This is a genomic window from Flammeovirga yaeyamensis, from assembly GCF_018736045.1.
Taxonomy (GTDB): Bacteria; Bacteroidota; Bacteroidia; order Cytophagales; family Flammeovirgaceae; genus Flammeovirga; species Flammeovirga yaeyamensis.
On record NZ_CP076132.1, the window covers coordinates 957,046 to 972,500 of the forward strand.

A 15,455-nucleotide genomic window follows, 5' to 3' on the forward strand; every position below is an offset into this window, starting at 1 on the left:
TTGAGAGATATGTTGCTAGTTTAATACTTGTGATTATTTTATTATCAGTAAAGAACGATTCAATTTCTAAAGTTCGTTTAAATTTAATTTGTATTTCGTTGTTAATGAATATACTTTTAAGTAAGCAACCTTTGAAAAATAGACTAAAAAATGACAGAAAAGAAGAAAGTAAGTCCAGGAATGATCATGAAAGTGATGGATTATGGGTATGAAAAAGCAGTGAATGGTTTTTCTGGATTTGACTCCGCCGAAGAAATGGCCCGAGACTATATGGACAACGGAAAAGATTTAGTGACCAATGCAAACTCTTTGATCCGATGGCAAATATCTAAAGCAGGAACAAGTGGTTTTTTAACAAGTTTAGGTGGATTAATCACATTACCTGTTGCTATTCCTGCAAACGTGGCAAGTGTTATTTATGTTCAGATTAGAATGATTGCGGCAATCGCACATATGGGAGGTTTTGATTTAAAAGACGATAAAGTTAAAACATTAGTTTATCTATGCATGGCAGGAAATGGTGCAAAAGATATTCTCAAAGATATTGGTATAGTGATTGGCAAAAAAGTAACTACCAATATGATTAATAGTATATCAGAAAAAACTATTGTGGCCATTAATCAAAAAGTAGGTTTTAAGTTAGTAACTAAGTTTGGTGAAAAAGGAGCAATAAATTTGGGTAAAGCTATTCCTTTGGTAGGAGGAATTATTGGAGGAACTTTCGATAGTGTTTCTACAAATGCAATTGGCAATGTAGCAAGGAAAACGTTTATTGAATCGGGAGAGGAGTAGAATAGAACTAACAACATGCAAACTAACTATCTTAAAGTCTCATCAATCCATACTTTATATTACGAAGATCTTGGTAACAGAAATGCTACCCCAATTATCTATCTTCATGGAGGGCCAGGTGCAGGTTTTACCGAAATGGATAAACGATTCTTCGATTTCGATCAGCATAGAGTCATATTTTATGATCAGAGAGGAAGTGCAAGAAGTCAACCCTTCGGTTGTATTGAAGAAAATACGACAGACGACCTAGTAGAAGATATTCATCTATTGATGGATCATTTGGAAATAGAAAAAGCCATTCTTTTTGGTGCCTCATGGGGGACTACTTTAGCCACCGTTTTTGCCATTCGATATCCTCAAAAAGTAGATCGTTTGATTTTGAGGGCTTTTTTTGCTGGTAACCAGAAAGCAATTAGTCATTATGTCAATGGTGGTTTATCAGAAAGTTATGCGAAGGAATGGGAACGTTTTATTCGATTGGTTCCAAAGGAATATCATCAAGAAGTACCCAATTATTATTTATCTAAATTGGTTGAGGGGTCAGAAGAAGAACAAGACATTTTTGCTTACGAATGGGTTCGATACGAAATTTCAGTATTCAAAAAAGGGATCAAAGAACAAGAGATAGATCCGATTATTCGGAGTTTTCCTTATCAAAGTTTTGCTAGAATGGGTGCTCATTATTTATCCAATAACTGCTTTTTAGAGATGGATTATATTTTACATCAAATAGATCGATTGGAAAACATTCCTATTACATTAATTCATGGAGAGGAAGACGCGATTTGTCCGATAGCATTAGCGAAGGAGCTTGTACATCACCTAAAAAATGTAACCTCTTATTTTGTGGAGGGAGGACATTCTGATCGTGAACCAAACATCGAAAACAAAATTATGGAAGTATTAAAGGGGATTATTTAGTTACATCTTGAAGTATTTTGTCATTCATAATTTAATTATAAATTGATAAATCTTGAACTAACATTTTATTAACTATGCTCGAAAAATTAAAGAAAAACTTAACAGCAATCATCGTAGTCTCTCTTATCGGATTGGTTGCTACCTGTAACATTATGGTTCGTAAAAGTGACAGAGAGAAATGGACCAATAATCCAAAACCTGGATATTATTATGTATTTGATGATTTTCCAATTCAGAATGAAGAATCCATTATGAAGATTAAAGAAGTTAAAGATCAGGCAGTCATTTTTTATCTTCCAAAAATGAAAACTATTGGGAGTTATAAACTAGATAAAACAGACTCTAAAGTGAAAGATCTAGATAAGCAAGGTGTGATGTATGGATCTGAAACGATAACTATTGATAAAGCAGACCTTCTTCAAATGGTAGAAGATGATACTTTCTCGGGGCATATGAATCACAAGCCAAGAGTGACTAACGTATTTTTATAGGTCAATTGATTGTAAATGATGTGTTTAATCAATTTAATTGATTATCTTATTGAACAATCATTACAATTAATTTATACCCAAGTATGGCCCAAAAACAACTCGTTCCTTTCGATCAACTTTCTGATCGAGAACCTCATTATGCTATTTTAAATGGATTAGATCTCGTCGTTGTAAAATATGACGATAATGTTTCTGTATTGTATGGCAGGTGCTTACATAGAGGAGCACTTATGTCCGATGGATTTGTACAAGGCGATAATCTTATTTGTGGAGTTCACAATTGGGATTACCGCATTGATACTGGAGTCTCTGAGTACAATAATGCGGAAGCTTTGCACAAGTTTACTTCTGAAGTGATCGATGGATTTGTTTGTGTTGAAGAAGACGAAGTGAATGCGTTCTTAAAGGAGCATCCTCAACCGTTTAATCGGGAGGAGTATCAAGGTTTGTATATGGATACGCATCCTGAAGAAACCGAGCCATATACTTCTTATATCAAGGAGTTATCAAAAAATGGTTTGAAAAATTATGGTCATCATGGCCCATCAACAAGTATGGGTGTGGACCGAAATAAGCTTCCAAAATGGGAGGACATTCAATTTCTACCTGCACAGTTATCCAAGCGTCCTTTATTAGATCACGAAGAAGTATCAACGGAAGTTATCATAGGAAAAAATGCGAAAAAGCCATTGAAGTTGGATCGACCGATGTTTGTTTCTGATATGAGTTTCGGTGCACTTTCTTATGAAGCAAAAGTGGCCTTATCGAAAGGAGCAGAAATGGCAGGGACAGGAATTTGTTCCGGTGAAGGAGGAATGTTACCCGATGAGCAAGCGAACAATTCGAAATATTTTTATGAGTTGGCTTCAGGGAAATTCGGCTTCTCTTGGGAGAAAGTGAAGAAAGCACAAGCGTTTCATTTTAAAGGGGGACAAGGTGCAAAAACAGGAACAGGGGGACACCTTCCAGGGAATAAAGTAACAAAAGAAATTGCAGAAGTTCGAGGTTTGAATGAGGGAGAAACAGCCATTTCTCCAGCGGCATTTCCTGATTTATTTACAGCGGAAGACTTTAAAAAGTTTGCTGATGAGGTGAGAGAAAAAACGGGTGGAATCCCCGTGGGTTTTAAGATTGCCGCAAGTCGCATTGAGGAAGATATTGAGTTTGCTTTAAAAGTTGGCGTAGATTATATCATTTTGGATGGTAGAGGAGGAGGAACAGGTTCGGCCCCATCTATTTTGAGAGATAATATTAATGTGCCGACCATTCCCGCATTGGTTAGAGCAAAGCGATTCTTGGAAAAAGTAGGTAGAACTGATGTTACATTGGTCATTACTGGTGGATTAAGAGTGCCCGAAGATTTTGCAAAAGCAATGATGCTAGGAGCAGATGCTATTGCGGTTTCTAACTCAGCTTTACAAGCTATCGGATGTTTAGGAATGAGAGCTTGTGGCACAAATAACTGTCCTGTCGGAATTGCCACTCAAAAAGAAAACCTCAGAAGTAGATTATTAATTGATAAATCAGCCAAACAATTGGCGACTTTCTTCCAAGCAAGCACCGACTTGATGAAAGTGGTGGCAAGAAGTTGTGGACATGCTTCTTTTCAGGAATTTAACTTTTCAGATTTATCGACCATATCATACGACATGCACCAATTAACCGGAATTAGATATGCAGGCATACAACATTCTTGATCAACACATCCATCAACTTTGCCAGGTTATCGCAAAGTTTAACCGAGCATTTGTCCCTAAAAAGGCAGACGATAGTCATACCAACCTTCAATTTGATATTGTGGGAGAACGTGTTGTTGGTCGTTGGGTAACAACAGAAAAAGGTAAAGTGATCATGGGTTTCCATGTTCCTTCTCAGACTTTCCATTTATATTCTGAGAATTGGAGTTCTTTATTTTCGTTAGAGACAATAGGTAAGACACAAGTAGAAATCGAAAATGCTTGGGAAACTACCTTGAAGGAATGGAACCTCAGTTTTTCAGAGTTCATTGCTCCTCTACATTATGAAATTCCAGTGTACGATTTTCTATCCACTCCTTATACAAAGTTCAATCAGAATGATATGTATTTATGGATGACCTATCGTGCTTTGGCTTCAGAAATCTGTTATGATGTCTTGAACCATCTACAAGTAGAAGGAGAGATCCGCATTTGGCCGCATCACTTTGATACCGGAATTTATGTTGAGGCAACGCCCAATGTAGGTGTAGGTTTTGGCCTCGCAATGAAAGACAGCATTCTCGAAGCTCCCTATTTCTATTATTCCGCCTATGGGTTGAATGGTCATAGCATTGATTACACCCAATTATCATCACTTAGTATGGGCAAGTGGATTGTACAAGAACAATGGAAAGGGGCGGTGATTGGTATTGATCATACAACGAGGAATACGTTGCATCAGTTTATAAAGGAGGTGACGGAGGAGTATATTTAGTATACATCAATTTATAGATAAAAGACATTCGAAAAGGATGTCTTTTTTAGTTTTTAGTAATAAAAAAGTACAATAATTGAGATATGAATAAAAGTCCATATCCTTGAACTTTTTGTCCATTTACTTCTTTTTTTCATCCCCCATATTTGTAACATCAAAAAACAAAAACAATATGATGATGAAAAAGATAGAAAAAATCACAACAGCATTTATAGCATTATTTTTATTCCTTCCTGGGTTAGAAAAATTCACAGATAAATTCTCATATAATTTTGCTACTCAAATAAAGATGGCTCAACTACCATTTCCTAAATTATCATTCGTAGTAGGACAAACGAGTGAGTTAGTGGTAGGATTTTTAGCTATTATCTTATTATTCTTTTACAATAAACTGAAGCCTGAGATTCGACAAAGATTGTTTTACTTCGTCAATATTATGGTTTTCCCAATTATGTTGGTGGCTTTATATGTGCATGCAGTACCCGAAGTCCCAACAGAAGTTTTACCTTTTGAATTTAGACCTCCAGTATTAGCATTGTTACTATTATTATCAGCATCAATCAACCTTAAGGTGCATAACAGAAAAGAAGTAAAAGCATAAATCAATATCAATTAGTAATAAATTAATTGGACTCCATTTTGAAAATTTTGGAGACCCTAAATCATACATTCAAAATAAAAAAGATCATGAAAAATTTCACAATTCACACCATCGAAACAGCTCCTGAAAAAAGTAAATCAGAATTAGAAGCAAAGAAAAAAGCATACGGTTACTTACCTAATTTAACAGCTACATTAGCCGAGTCGCCTCAATTATTACATGCTTATAATGAATTGCACAACTTATTTACTCAGTCGTCTTTTGATAAAGATGAATTAACGGTGGTTTGGCAAACACTTAATGTGGAAAACAATTGTCATTATTGTGTACCTGCACATACTGCAATAGCACATTCTATGAAAGTGGATACAGCAATTACTGAAGCTTTAAGAAATCAAACACCTCTACCAACTGATAAATTAGAAGCATTAAGAGCATTTACTTTGGCAATGACTAGAGAAAGAGGATTTGTTAGTGATGCAACTTTAGAGGCTTTTTATAATGCGGGTTACACACAGAGAAGTGTATTAGATGTCATCTTAGGAATGGCTCAAAAAACAATTAGTAATTACACAAATCACGTAGCTAAAACACCATTAGACAAAGTTTTCGAACCATTTAAGTGGGAGAAATAATTGTTTTTGTTTTATTGGGATGGTATTCATTTATCATCCCTTTTTTAATCCATTTATTATGACATTAGCATTCGACATCTACGGAACATTAATTAACACATCAGGAGTTTTTGATTCTATACAAAAACTGATTGGTGAAAAGGCTGAGGGGTTCAATCAGCTTTGGAGAACGAAACAGTTGGAATACTCTTTCCGAAGAGCAGCCATGAACAATTATGTAGATTTCTCAGTATGTACAAAACAAGCTTTAGAGTATGCTTGCTTATTTTATAAAGTAGATTTGGAAGAACATCAAAAAACTGCTTTGATGGAAGAGTATAAAGTTTTACCTGCTTTTGATGATGTAAAAAAGAATCTGGAGAGATTAAGATCTGAAGGACATCAGTTGTATGCTTTTTCTAATGGAAGTAAAGAAGCGATCAAAGGATTATTGATAAACGCGGGATTAGTAGATCATTTTGATGGAATGATAAGTGTAGAAGAAAAGCAGGTTTTTAAACCATCTCCTACTGTTTATCAATATGTGTTAGAGGTGACTTCCTCAGTAAAAGAATCCACCTATTTGATCTCAAGTAATCCATTTGATGTGTTAGGAGCGAAAGCTTTTGGTTTGCAATCTATTTGGGTTCAGCGATCTAAAGAAAGTATTTTAGACCCTTGGGAATATCAACCCAATCGTATTATTTCAACGTTATCGGATTTAACTTTTACAAAATGATGGGTATATTCCCATTATGAAAATGGACGGGACAATAAAATTTGAATACAATGGAAGAACTTTGATAGAAAAGGCGATTATCAAAGTTCCTTTTACTAAAGAAAGAGTGTTTCAAAACGAAGGTTGTTTCATATATATGAAAGATGCTTCTATTAAATTACATTCTCCTCAAGACAATTTGGAGGTGAAGAAAAAAGAAGCTGTTCTATTAAAATGCGATACTTATTTCTTAGAGTTTTTAGGAGAACAAAATCAAGGTACAGTTGAAGTGATTGCAGTTCATTTATATCCAGAATTACTCAAGAAGTTATATATAAATGAGTTACCTAAAATTATCGAAAAAACGGTTTCTAATCCTCCAACAAAATTGATAGAAGATGAAACTATTATTTCAAGGTTTATCGATTCATTAGATTTTTATTTTACTAATCCATCACTGGTTAATGAGGATTTATTAGAATTAAAGATCAAGGAATTGATTTTACTATTGATACAGACGAATAATGTGACATCTGTTCTAGAATTGATTCATGATTTATACTCTCCTCGAACAGTACAACTAAAAAATGTGATTGAGCTACATACTTTTTCTAATCTTACTTTAGAAGAATTAGCCAAACTTTGTCATTTAAGCTTGTCATCTTTTAAAAGGGAGTTCCAAAAAGTATTTGATGAAACACCATCAAAATATTTTACTACCCAAAGAATCAATAAAGCAAAAGAGTTATTAAGTAAAACCGATTTACCCATTAATGAAATAGCCTACGAAATTGGTTATAATGATCCTTTATATTTTACGAGGATATTTAAAAAAAGGGAAGGAGTTTCTCCATCGCAGTTTAGAAACTAATTTTTATTCTCATTATCTAAAACAGTATCAAATAGTTAATGTAGTAAGGATTCAGCACTATAAATTCTCACTATAGCGGTATAAACATTATCAATTTGATTTATCTGGAGGCCCACCGTAAGTTTGTGACATCAAAATCGAATTAAAACATATCAATCATAAAAAATTAAACTATGTCACAAATCGGAAAACAAATCGTAGACTTTAAAGTTCAATCTTTTAACAATAACGAATTCCAAACAGTAACTAAAGAAGACGTATTAGGCAAATGGTCTATCTTCTTTTTCTACCCTGCTGACTTCACTTTCGTTTGTCCTACTGAGTTGGAAGATTTAGCTAACCTTTACGAAGAGTTTAAAGCGACAGGTACAGAAGTATATTCAGTATCTACAGATACTCACTTCGTTCACAAAGCGTGGCATGATACTTCAGAAACTATCAAGAAAATCAACTACCCAATGTTGGCAGATCCAACTGGAGTTCTTTCAAGAGGTTTCGATGTAATGATCGAAGAAGATGGTTTAGCTGAAAGAGGTACATTCATTGTGAACCCAGAAGGTGAAATCGTTTCTTACGAAGTAGTAGCTGGTAATGTTGGTAGAAATGCTGAAGAGTTACTAAGAAAATTGAAAGCTTTACAGTTTGTTGCTGAAAACCCTGCAGAAGTTTGCCCTGCAAAGTGGAAGGAAGGTAACGAAACTTTAAAACCTAGCATCGATTTAGTAGGTTTAATCTAGTCGATCAAAATTTACACACAAACTTAAGCACTCTTTTTCGAAGGGTGCTTTTTTTCGTTTAAAGCAGATCTTGGAAGGGGGGCGTATGTGATACGCCCGTACACCATTGCATGGGTTTATCGCATAAACCCGTTCATTGCCGGGCCCAAATGAAACATTATTGGATAAAGATATATGGATTATAATCAAATATTATATCGATATAAATTTTATCATTTTGACTTATAATGATATTCACCGTAAGTTTGTATCATCAATAATTCGAAAGGGAATTAAAATTTAGAAACATAAAACTAGAATATAAACTATGTCACAAATCGGAAAACAAATCGTAGACTTCAAAGTACAATCTTTCAACAACAACGAATTTCAAACAGTAACTAAAGAAGACGTATTAGGCAAATGGTCAATCTTCTTCTTCTACCCAGCAGACTTTACTTTTGTTTGTCCAACTGAATTGGAAGACTTAGCCAACTTATACGAAGAGTTTAAAGCAACAAACACAGAGATTTTCTCAGTATCTACAGATACACACTTCGTTCACAAAGCATGGCACGATACTTCAGAAACAATCAAGAAAATCAACTACCCAATGTTGGCAGATCCAACAGGAGTTCTTTCAAGAGGTTTTGATGTCATGATCGAGGAAGACGGAATGGCTGAAAGAGGTACATTCATCGTGAACCCAGAAGGTGAGATCGTTTCTTACGAAGTGGTAGCAGGTAACGTTGGTAGAAATGCTGAGGAGTTACTAAGAAAATTAAAAGCGTTACAGTTTGTTGCAGAGAATCCAGCGGAGGTTTGTCCTGCAAAATGGAAAGAAGGTAACGAGACATTAAAACCAAGCATCGATTTAGTTGGTTTGATCTAATCCAAAAATATACAACCTAATCTTATCGTAGGGACGTTATAATGTAACGTTCCTACATAAGATGAATTTACACCCTTACTTTAAAAGAATTAAATCTACTTTTATTAACCATTATCTAAAATATTTATAATCGATATTATCATGTTAGAACAAGCATTAAAAACACAAGTAACTACGTTTTTCGGTCATCTTAAAAGTCAATATACATTCGAAGTTACAGTAGCAGATACACATCCAAGTAAGAACGATATGGTTTCTTTAATGGAGGACGTAGCAAGCTGTTCGGATAAGGTAACGCTAAATGTACAATCTGGAGAAGGATTGTCGATGAATATTGTAAAGGATGGAGTGCCATCAAATATTACTTTTAGAGCGGTACCGACAGGACATGAGTTTACAACATTGTTGTTGGCTGTGCTTAACATGGAAGGTATCGGTAAAAATCTACCAGATCAGGCGATCATCAATAAGATCAAAAGCATTAGCGAGAAGGTAGAGATCAGAAGTTATATTTCATTGTCTTGTACAAACTGCCCAGAAGTAGTCCAAGCACTGAATGTAATGTCGATGAACAACCCAAATATTACACATCAAATTATAGATGGTGGAATTAATCAAGAAGAAGTAGAGCAATTGGGTATTCAAGCAGTACCTACTGTTTTAGTGAATGGAGAGCAATTCCATGTTGGTAGATCTTCTTTAGGAGAGTTACTAGGAAAATTAGAGGAGTTAGTAGAAACATCAACAGAAAACATCGAAGCAATAGAGAAAGAGTATGATGTTGTTGTTGTAGGTGGTGGACCTGCAGGTGTATCTTCTGCGGTGTATTCTGCTAGAAAAGGATTTAAAGTAGCAGTGGTTGCTGGTACAATTGGTGGTCAGGTGAAAGAAACTGTAGGTATCGAAAATATGATCTCGATTACAAAAACTACAGGTGCAGAATTGACAGCCAATTTGTACAATCACTTAAAAGATTACCCAATTGATATCTTGGAGAACAGATGGGTAGAAAATGTAGAAGTGGTAGATGGTTACAAGAAAATCACTACTTCTATGAACGAGGTCATCACGGCTCCTGCATTAGTTATTGCAACGGGTGCTAGCTGGAGAAAATTAGGTGTACCTGGCGAAACAGAATACATCGGATCGGGTGTGGCTTTCTGTACCCACTGTGATGCACCTTACTTTAAAGGTAAAAAAGTAGTTGTTGTTGGAGGTGGTAACTCTGGTTTAGAGGCGGCGATTGATTTATCAAGCATCGCATCTGAAGTGACAGTTTTGGAGTTCATGGATACGTTGAAAGGTGATCAAGTACTACAAGACAAGGTAAATGAGTTGCCGAATGTAAACGTAATCACTAACGCAGCAACAAAAGAAGTAATCGGTGATGGTAAGCAAGTAACAGCATTGCAGTACCAAGACCGAGTATCAGAAGAAATTAAGTCAATCACTACAGATGGTGTATTCGTACAAATCGGATTAAAAGCCAATAGTGATGCTTTCAAAGATATCGTAGAGACCAATAGAATGGGTGAAATCGAAATCGATGCTCACAACAGAACTTCTCAAGCAGGAGTTTATGCAGCAGGTGATGTTTCTATTGTTCCTTACAAGCAAATAGTCATTGCGATGGGCGAAGGTTCCAAAGCAGCTTTATCAGCTTTTGAAGACAAGATTAAAAATAAATTGATGTCCACAGAGATATCTTTAGCATAATTAGTTTTACTCAAAGCCTGAGAAATATTTTTAATATAACCCAGGTTCATAAAACATAGGTTTAATTCACGATATAAAAGCCAATGGTATTTTACTGTTGGCTTTTATTTTTATGCTTTAGTTTTTTTTGCTTTGATTGTTCATCATCACCATAATAATTCGCTTTCTTTGTATCAAATTAGAAACGTATTAATTATGTATAAGCTGCAAAGAATAGATGGAGACCATGCAATTTTGGTTTCTGCTGATGAAAATGTTCCATTATTGAATCATTCTGGTGATCCAATTTTACCGGTAGCCGAAGACGTAGCAAAAATGTTACTGAACGACTTCAAGAAAGGGGACATGTATGATGAAGACGAAAACTTTATTCCTCAACGCAGTTATATCTATTGTAACTTAAGTTCTCTTACAGCTTTAAAATTGGAAGACGAAGAAGAGTACGAGTTGGATGTTACTGAGGTAATGCAATGGGACAGAGCTTTCAGATTACAAGCAGATGGGGGTGAAGAGTATGCAGCTGTTAAAGCCGTTCGCGACTTTTTCGGAGAAGATTATATCAATCTACCTCTAAATTATGCAGAAAGCGTAGAGGAAATGAATGATGAGGATAAACTTCCTGATCACATTGCTCAACGAATTCAAGATTTAGTAAACGATTTCAACCTGAAAGAAACTATGGCTGTTGATATGTTATTGGAGCATTTCCAAATGACAAGTGTGGCTTTAGTGGTACTTTGGGTAAAACAAAAAATCAGTACTTCCGACTTTGTCTATGCAATGGTATTACTAACAGGATACTTTGATGCTGGAACCTCATTAGAGGATATAAAGACAGTAAAGTGGGTAAACAATATGGTAAAGAAGATGGAGCGTTTTGGTCAGTACCTCGCTTCAGAAGAAATATATTAATCTTGATAATTTATGAAAAAACCTTAGTGTTTTCATCATTATCAATTCTACCCGTAACATAAGTTGCGGGTATTTTTTTGTCATTTTTTTGATGAACACTTTCTATATCTCCATATTTGAATACTTATGTAATGCAATACCCAAAAACGTAGAATACCTCTACTTTTTATCAAATAATAAGTTGATTACTGATAAATAAGCATGTAATGTTATTGGAGACGTATCAATAATTTCATCAAAATTTAAGCATACTCAAACTTATAATCACTTTTAGAATCCCTATAGAAATATCATTTGATGTTGATTTATCGTTACGGAAAATTAAGGACTTACTAAAACACCCAGAACCAAATAATTAACGAATGATACTATGAAATCCATCTTTATCTTTTTATTCTCTCTACTGTTAGTATCTTTTGCTAAAGCGCAATCGCATACTTATCATCAAAACATTACCAATTTTACTAATGATAATATTACGTCAGATTATACTTCTTCCACAGCAGTATCTGATATCACTTATACGGCCTCTACTTCTCAAACCTTAACTGTATCGAATGGAGCAACCGTAATTTTAGATATTGGTGGAAATACATTGAATCTTAGAGGAGCGGTAGAAAATAATGCAAATTATAACGCGGTAGAAATATACGTAGCCGCTGGTTCCACATTAAAAATAATTGGAAATGTTGATATAGGAGAAGATACGGATTTAGATATTTTTGGGACTTTTATTGTCACTGGAAATTGGACCAACGATGGCAGGGGACCTGGTGATGGAGGAGATCTTGATTTAAATGTTGGAGAAAACGGCATGTTCGCTGTTGGTGGTAATGCAAGTTTCGATTATTCAACTTATGATGGAGGTACGTATCCTCAGAATATTTTTATTGGAGGTTCTTTAACTACTGTTGGAGCTCCAGGCGACTTTAGTTCGGTAAATGTTGGGGTTTCTCCTTTCGGAACTGCTTCTTTGGATTTGGCAGATTCGAATATCAATATTGATTTGTGGCAGAATACGACCGTTAATGACGAAAAGTTGAATACTAATGAAATATCATCTACTCCTTTAATGAATGTAGTGATAAATTCTGCCAATGGTTGGGGAAATAAATTTCTTAAAGTGACTTGTACCGATTTTAATCAGAATGAGATCATAATTCCAGATCAAACTGGAAACCCTATAACCGACATAGCCCAGCTTCAAACCTTACTTAGAGGTATAAAATGGCAAGTTTTGGACAATACGGTAAAAGATAAATTAGTTACCTATCATAAAAATAATGATGGAAAAACGGATCATATAAATTCAAATGAAAGAGGTACAATGATGGAGTACCTTTCTAAAAACAGGGTACTAAAAATTTCTTTTGTTGATAACATTACAGACACAACTACCGTATATACAAATTCATCAAGCAGAATGTCTTCGATTCAAACGATTGAGGATATTAATATTGATAACGATTTGGGTGACTTACCCATTGAGTTAATATTTTTTGAGGCAAGATTACAATATCAGAAAGTAATTTTTAATTGGGCAAGTGCCATGGAAATAAACAATGACTATTACGCTATCGAACAATCATATGATGGAAGAAGTTGGAATGAAGTAAGTAAGATCTCTTCAAAACAATCAAACAGTAATTTTAGATTAGATTATACTTATTCTATTGACTTTAACGGAAATGATACTTTTTACAGATTAAAACAAGTGGATTTTGATGGTACCACGGAATATTTTGAACATGTTTTTATTAAAGGAGGGAATAATCATCTGAAATTATACCCGACAAAACTTCAGAAAGGAAATAAATTGAAAGTTGAGGCTATAGGCCGTAATACTATGTTTTTATATACTTTAGAAGGAAAAATTATTTATCAATATCAATGGACTAAAGACAATGTGGGATTAGAATTAATAGAATTCCCAACAACTATACCCACAGGTCAGTATATAGTTGTTTTAAAAAATGATTTATTGAATTTTCACCAACAAATTGTATTATACTAATATTTTTTCTTTGTTGGTAAAGAAATTGTAAATCAAATCACATCACACTAACATCAATAATGTGTTCTTGTAACACACGATTAAATTATAAAACGGTTAAACTTCTATGCGTTTACGCACTTTATTCTTCTTTGCTACTTTACTTCTAATTTTTGATACTTACGCTACGGATAAACTTAAATTAGAACTCTCATATGCTATCGATCTTAATGATGAATATTCATTTGATGAAAGATCGAATATACCCTTCCAAGATATATCATTAGAATATCTCAATATTGGGTATAATGTTCATCCTGTTTGGATGAAGGTAAAAGTATATTCTGATTCCGAAATGCCAAATCAGTTTTTCAAAATAGAAAAAACACTGACGGATAGTCTTTCTTTTTATAAACAAGAGGAAGGAGTTTGGTATAAACAATTGGTGGGAATAAAAGTAGAAAATTCAGACACTCATCCGTCTGGCTATTATTTGCCAGTACAGCTACAAAAGGGGGAAAATGTCTTTTACCTCAAGATAAAATCCAATTTTAGTCATCTATACGAGCTTTCCATTACAAATAGAGGACAATTAGAAAAAGGAGATTACTATCAGAATATCAAACATGGCTTATTATTGGGACTTTTTATAGTAATCGTACTTTACAATTTGTTTTTAGGTATTAACCTGAAAGATTCTATGTATGCATATTATGCCCTGCACGGTTTAATAATCATGTTTAGTCTGCTATCATTAGAAGGTTTTTTCAGTCAGAAATTCATGAATGTGTCAAGTAGTTATATCTATTTGATCATTACCCTAAATATTTGTCTTGCAAGTGTAGTTTCTTGTTGGTTTTGTATCAAATTCTTAAACTTAAAAAAGACCAACCGCCTCTTCTATCATATTATGATTGCCCTAATGGGAGTTGATCTAGTATCATTCCTAGGTATTTTCATACTTCAACAATTGGGTTATCAGATTACTTATTATACTTTAACCACTGTAACAACGGTGTATTGTATTTTTGCTTTTATGACTGGAGTAATCTCCTACAGAAAAGGAAATAAAGTAGCCAAATTCTACCTAATGGGTTGGACGGTTTATTTTTTAGGTATCATCAGTCAGGCATTTGTTTTATATGGCATCTTAGACCCCACTTATTTCAACAAAAACTTTTACATCATTGCTATTATTTCTGAAGTCCTTTTGATGTCGTTTGCATTGGCTGATCGATATAAGAAAATTCGAAAAGATCAGAAATCGTTAGAACATACTTTGGCTAACAAACAAGACAACCTTGATGTCGTTTTATTGGATAACATTCGTAGACAAACTGTCCAAGATAAATTGATTGAACAATTAAAAGAGATTACAAAATCAGACGATATAGAAAAAGGAGTTAGATCTCTAATTCTGGATTTATCTCAACAAAAAAATACAGATGTGAAGCAATTACATTTCCAGGAAAACATTGAAGAAGTGGATGTGCAATTTTTAAAACGACTAAAACAACTGCATCCACAGCTTACATCAACGGAGTTAGAAATTTGTTCTCTATTGAAGTTGAATTATAACACAAAAGAAATTGCGTCCTTTCGTCAAACCTCAGAAGGAGCCGTAAAAACAAATAAATCTAGGATAAAAAAGAAAATAGGAGCTGAAACCACGCTAAATGACTATATAATGAGCGTTTAGTAACCTCATGAAAAGCAATTGTAACCAATTGTAACCTTTAAAATTCGTTCAGAAATTTCCTCTCCCCG

General features: G+C 34.3%; 15 protein-coding genes. All 15 read left to right on the forward strand.

Annotated features, from left to right (window positions below):
- Positions 1 to 150: 150 nt before the first annotated feature.
- The 15 genes from KMW28_RS03695 (at position 151) to KMW28_RS03765 (ending at position 15,387) form a co-directional block, all read left to right on the forward strand.
- The gene (locus KMW28_RS03695; RefSeq protein ID WP_169666542.1) at positions 151 to 792 is read left to right on the forward strand and encodes an EcsC family protein; all 642 of its coding nucleotides are present in this window, start codon (positions 151 to 153) and stop codon (positions 790 to 792) included.
- Between the two features lie 15 nt (positions 793 to 807).
- Positions 808 to 1,713: an alpha/beta fold hydrolase gene (locus KMW28_RS03700; protein ID WP_169666545.1), complete on the forward strand. Its 906-nt coding sequence runs from the start codon at positions 808 to 810 to the stop codon at positions 1,711 to 1,713.
- 74 nt (positions 1,714 to 1,787) lie between these two features.
- Complete coding sequence (locus KMW28_RS03705) at positions 1,788 to 2,204, forward strand: hypothetical protein (RefSeq protein ID WP_169666548.1); 417 nt, start codon at positions 1,788 to 1,790, stop codon at positions 2,202 to 2,204.
- A gap of 83 nt (positions 2,205 to 2,287) precedes the next feature.
- Complete coding sequence (locus tag KMW28_RS03710; protein WP_169666551.1) at positions 2,288 to 3,901, forward strand: glutamate synthase-related protein; 1,614 nt, start codon at positions 2,288 to 2,290, stop codon at positions 3,899 to 3,901.
- A complete protein-coding gene (locus KMW28_RS03715) occupies positions 3,879 to 4,655 on the forward strand; it encodes a hypothetical protein (protein WP_169666555.1) in 777 nt (258 codons plus the stop codon). The genes KMW28_RS03710 and KMW28_RS03715 overlap by 23 nt, the downstream gene beginning before the upstream one ends.
- A 178-nt stretch (positions 4,656 to 4,833) precedes the next feature.
- The gene (locus KMW28_RS03720) at positions 4,834 to 5,256 is read left to right on the forward strand and encodes a hypothetical protein (RefSeq protein WP_169666558.1); all 423 of its coding nucleotides are present in this window, start codon (positions 4,834 to 4,836) and stop codon (positions 5,254 to 5,256) included.
- An 86-nt stretch (positions 5,257 to 5,342) separates the two neighbouring features.
- The gene (locus KMW28_RS03725; protein WP_169666561.1) at positions 5,343 to 5,891 is read left to right on the forward strand and encodes a carboxymuconolactone decarboxylase family protein; all 549 of its coding nucleotides are present in this window, start codon (positions 5,343 to 5,345) and stop codon (positions 5,889 to 5,891) included.
- Positions 5,892 to 5,949: 58 nt separating this feature from the next.
- The gene (locus tag KMW28_RS03730; RefSeq protein ID WP_169666564.1) at positions 5,950 to 6,609 is read left to right on the forward strand and encodes a haloacid dehalogenase type II; all 660 of its coding nucleotides are present in this window, start codon (positions 5,950 to 5,952) and stop codon (positions 6,607 to 6,609) included.
- A 22-nt stretch (positions 6,610 to 6,631) separates the two neighbouring features.
- Positions 6,632 to 7,459: a helix-turn-helix transcriptional regulator gene (locus tag KMW28_RS03735; protein ID WP_205958233.1), complete on the forward strand. Its 828-nt coding sequence runs from the start codon at positions 6,632 to 6,634 to the stop codon at positions 7,457 to 7,459.
- A 173-nt stretch (positions 7,460 to 7,632) separates the two neighbouring features.
- Positions 7,633 to 8,196, forward strand: a complete 564-nt coding sequence (ahpC, locus tag KMW28_RS03740) for an alkyl hydroperoxide reductase subunit C (protein WP_066210097.1) — start codon at positions 7,633 to 7,635, stop codon at positions 8,194 to 8,196.
- Positions 8,197 to 8,503: 307 nt separating this feature from the next.
- Positions 8,504 to 9,067 (forward strand): alkyl hydroperoxide reductase subunit C, encoded by a 564-nt coding sequence (gene ahpC / locus KMW28_RS03745; protein WP_066210096.1) that lies wholly within the window; start codon positions 8,504 to 8,506, stop codon positions 9,065 to 9,067.
- A gap of 141 nt (positions 9,068 to 9,208) precedes the next feature.
- A complete protein-coding gene (gene ahpF, locus KMW28_RS03750) occupies positions 9,209 to 10,783 on the forward strand; it encodes an alkyl hydroperoxide reductase subunit F (RefSeq protein ID WP_169666570.1) in 1,575 nt (524 codons plus the stop codon).
- A gap of 195 nt (positions 10,784 to 10,978) precedes the next feature.
- Positions 10,979 to 11,695, forward strand: a complete 717-nt coding sequence (locus KMW28_RS03755) for a hypothetical protein (RefSeq protein ID WP_169666572.1) — start codon at positions 10,979 to 10,981, stop codon at positions 11,693 to 11,695.
- 370 nt (positions 11,696 to 12,065) lie between these two features.
- Positions 12,066 to 13,709: a hypothetical protein gene (locus KMW28_RS03760; protein WP_169666575.1), complete on the forward strand. Its 1,644-nt coding sequence runs from the start codon at positions 12,066 to 12,068 to the stop codon at positions 13,707 to 13,709.
- 106 nt (positions 13,710 to 13,815) lie between these two features.
- A complete protein-coding gene (locus KMW28_RS03765; RefSeq protein WP_169666578.1) occupies positions 13,816 to 15,387 on the forward strand; it encodes a 7TM diverse intracellular signaling domain-containing protein in 1,572 nt (523 codons plus the stop codon).
- The last annotated feature ends 68 nt before the right edge of the window (positions 15,388 to 15,455 follow it).